This window comes from Streptomyces sp. KLMMK (assembly GCF_036961605.1).
Classification (GTDB): domain Bacteria; phylum Actinomycetota; class Actinomycetes; order Streptomycetales; family Streptomycetaceae; genus Streptomyces; species Streptomyces telluris.
This window is the reverse complement of sequence record NZ_JBAMDC010000668.1, coordinates 1-2,006: the sequence shown is the minus strand read 5'-3', so window position 1 is coordinate 2,006 and position 2,006 is coordinate 1. Positions and strand designations below refer to the sequence as shown.

Here is a 2,006-nt window from a genome sequence, read left to right as displayed (position 1 = left end):
CTGGACGCCCCCGCCACGTCGCGGGTCGACGGCCGGCACGTCGCGCCCTTCGGCAGGCACCTGGCGTTCGGCGCCGACCCGCGGACGCAGATGCGGGTCTCCTGGCAGGTGCCGTTCGCCGTGAAGCGGCCCTACGTGCGGGTGGGCCTCGCGCCGTGGGACCTCGGCGTGAAGCTGGACGCCGAGGTGCGCACCCTGCACACCCCGCCGCTGTCGAAGAAGCTCCCCGCCGTCGACCAGGTGTACCTGCACGCGGCGCTGGACAACCTCAGGCCCGGCCGGACGTACTACTACGGCGTCGGGCACGACGGCCACGACCCCGCCGACCCGCGCCACTTCGCCCGCATCGGCACCTTCCGCACCGCGCCGGAGCGGCCGGAGAAGGGCGGCAAGGCGGAGCGGTTCACCTTCACCGCCTTCGGCGACCAGGGCGTCGGCTACCAGGCCCTGGCCAACGACCAGCTGATCCTCGGCCAGAACCCCGCCTTCCACCTGCACGCGGGCGACATCTGCTACGCCGACGACAGCGGGGCGGGCAAGCCCACCGACGTCTACGACGCGCGCGTGTGGGACCAGTTCCTCGCCCAGACGGAGCCGGTGGCCGCGTCCGTGCCCTGGATGGTGACCACCGGCAACCACGACATGGAGGCCTGGTACTCGCCCGACGGCTACGGCGGCCAGCTCGCCCGCTGGTCCCTCCCGCGGAACGGCTTCGACCCCGTGGGCGCCCCGGGCGTCTACTCCTTCGTCTACGGCAACGTGGGCATCGTCGCCCTGGACGCCAACGACATCTCCTACGAGATCACCGCGAACACCGGCTACAGCGACGGCCGGCAGACCGCCTGGCTCGACCGCCGGCTGGGCGAACTGCGCCGCACGCGCGGCCTCGACTTCCTCGTCGTCTTCTTCCACCACTGCGCCTTCTCCACGACGAAGGCGCACGCCTCGGACGGGGCGGTGCGGGAGGAGTGGCTGCCGCTCTTCGAGAAGCACGGGGCCGACCTCGTCATCAACGGCCACAACCACGTCTACGAGCGCACCGACGCGCTCCGCGGCACGCGCGTGGGGCGGGAGGTGCCCATCGGCGGCACCGCCGACTCCACGCGCGACGGCATCGTCTACGTGACCGCCGGCGGGGCCGGGAAGTCGCTCTACGACTTCCCGGTGCCGGACAGCTACGAGGGTCACGTCAGGGACCTGGAGGGAGTGGAGAGCTACTTCTGGGAGGAGGGGCGGGTGAAGCACCCGGAGACGGTGGAGTGGTCGCGCGTGCGCTACACCGGCTTCTCGTTCCTCGCGGTCGAGGCCGAGCCGGCCGCACGGGGCGGGCGCCCGCGGCTGCGGGTGACCGCGCTGGCGGAGAACGGCGCCCGCATCGACCACTTCGACGTCGTCCGCCCCGCGCGGCGGGGCTGACGGCGCACCTGCCGGGCCCTCAGTGGCCGGTCACGCCGCCGTTGTCCCGGCGGTCCAGCGCCCGCTGGAGTGCGGCGGCGGCATTCATCCGGTCGATCGTGCGGTCCGTGCGGTCGGCCGTACGGGCGATGCGGCGAGTCCTGCGGACGGCGGTTCCGGCCATGGGAGTCACGTCTCCTCTGCTGCGTCTGCGGGAAGGGGCACCGGCTGCGGGGCCCCGGGAGCGATGGGAAGAGCGCCGGGGAAAGGGCGGGGGCCGGGGTGCCGCAGGGATCGCCTGCGCTCGCGCACGGGGCCGCAACCGCTTGTCGCTCGATGGAGCGCACGTTCGGCTTCCTCCACGCTAGGACAGCTGTACCGCGCTGTCTGCACAATTACTCGGGCTTCCTACTATCTGAGACGGCGGGGTGCCCGGGGCGCCCCCCGCACGACCGCCCGGCCCGTACTGAGTAGCGACTGAGTAGGGGTTTGAGTACCCCCGCCGATCCTCGGCCCCGCCCCCTGCGGCGAAAGTGGGCCCCATGAACGGCCTGTACGCACTCAAGCCCTGGTACGCGGCCCGCCTCGGCGGGCTGCGCGCCGCGCTCGCC

2 protein-coding genes are annotated in these 2,006 nt (G+C 73.0%); one reads left to right on the top strand and one right to left on the bottom strand.

Going from position 1 to position 2,006, the window contains the following annotated elements:
• Positions 1 to 1,416 (top strand): purple acid phosphatase family protein (locus tag V7793_RS36940; protein ID WP_336014057.1); only part of this gene is annotated, 1,416 nt, incomplete at its 5' end.
• Positions 1,417 to 1,435: 19 nt separating this feature from the next.
• Here V7793_RS36940 and V7793_RS36935 read toward each other — a convergent pair.
• Positions 1,436 to 1,579 carry a hypothetical protein gene (locus tag V7793_RS36935; RefSeq protein ID WP_336014055.1) on the bottom strand — a complete coding sequence of 48 codons (144 nt, stop codon included), beginning with the start codon at positions 1,577 to 1,579 and terminating at the stop codon, positions 1,436 to 1,438.
• Positions 1,580 to 2,006: the final 427 nt, after the last annotated feature.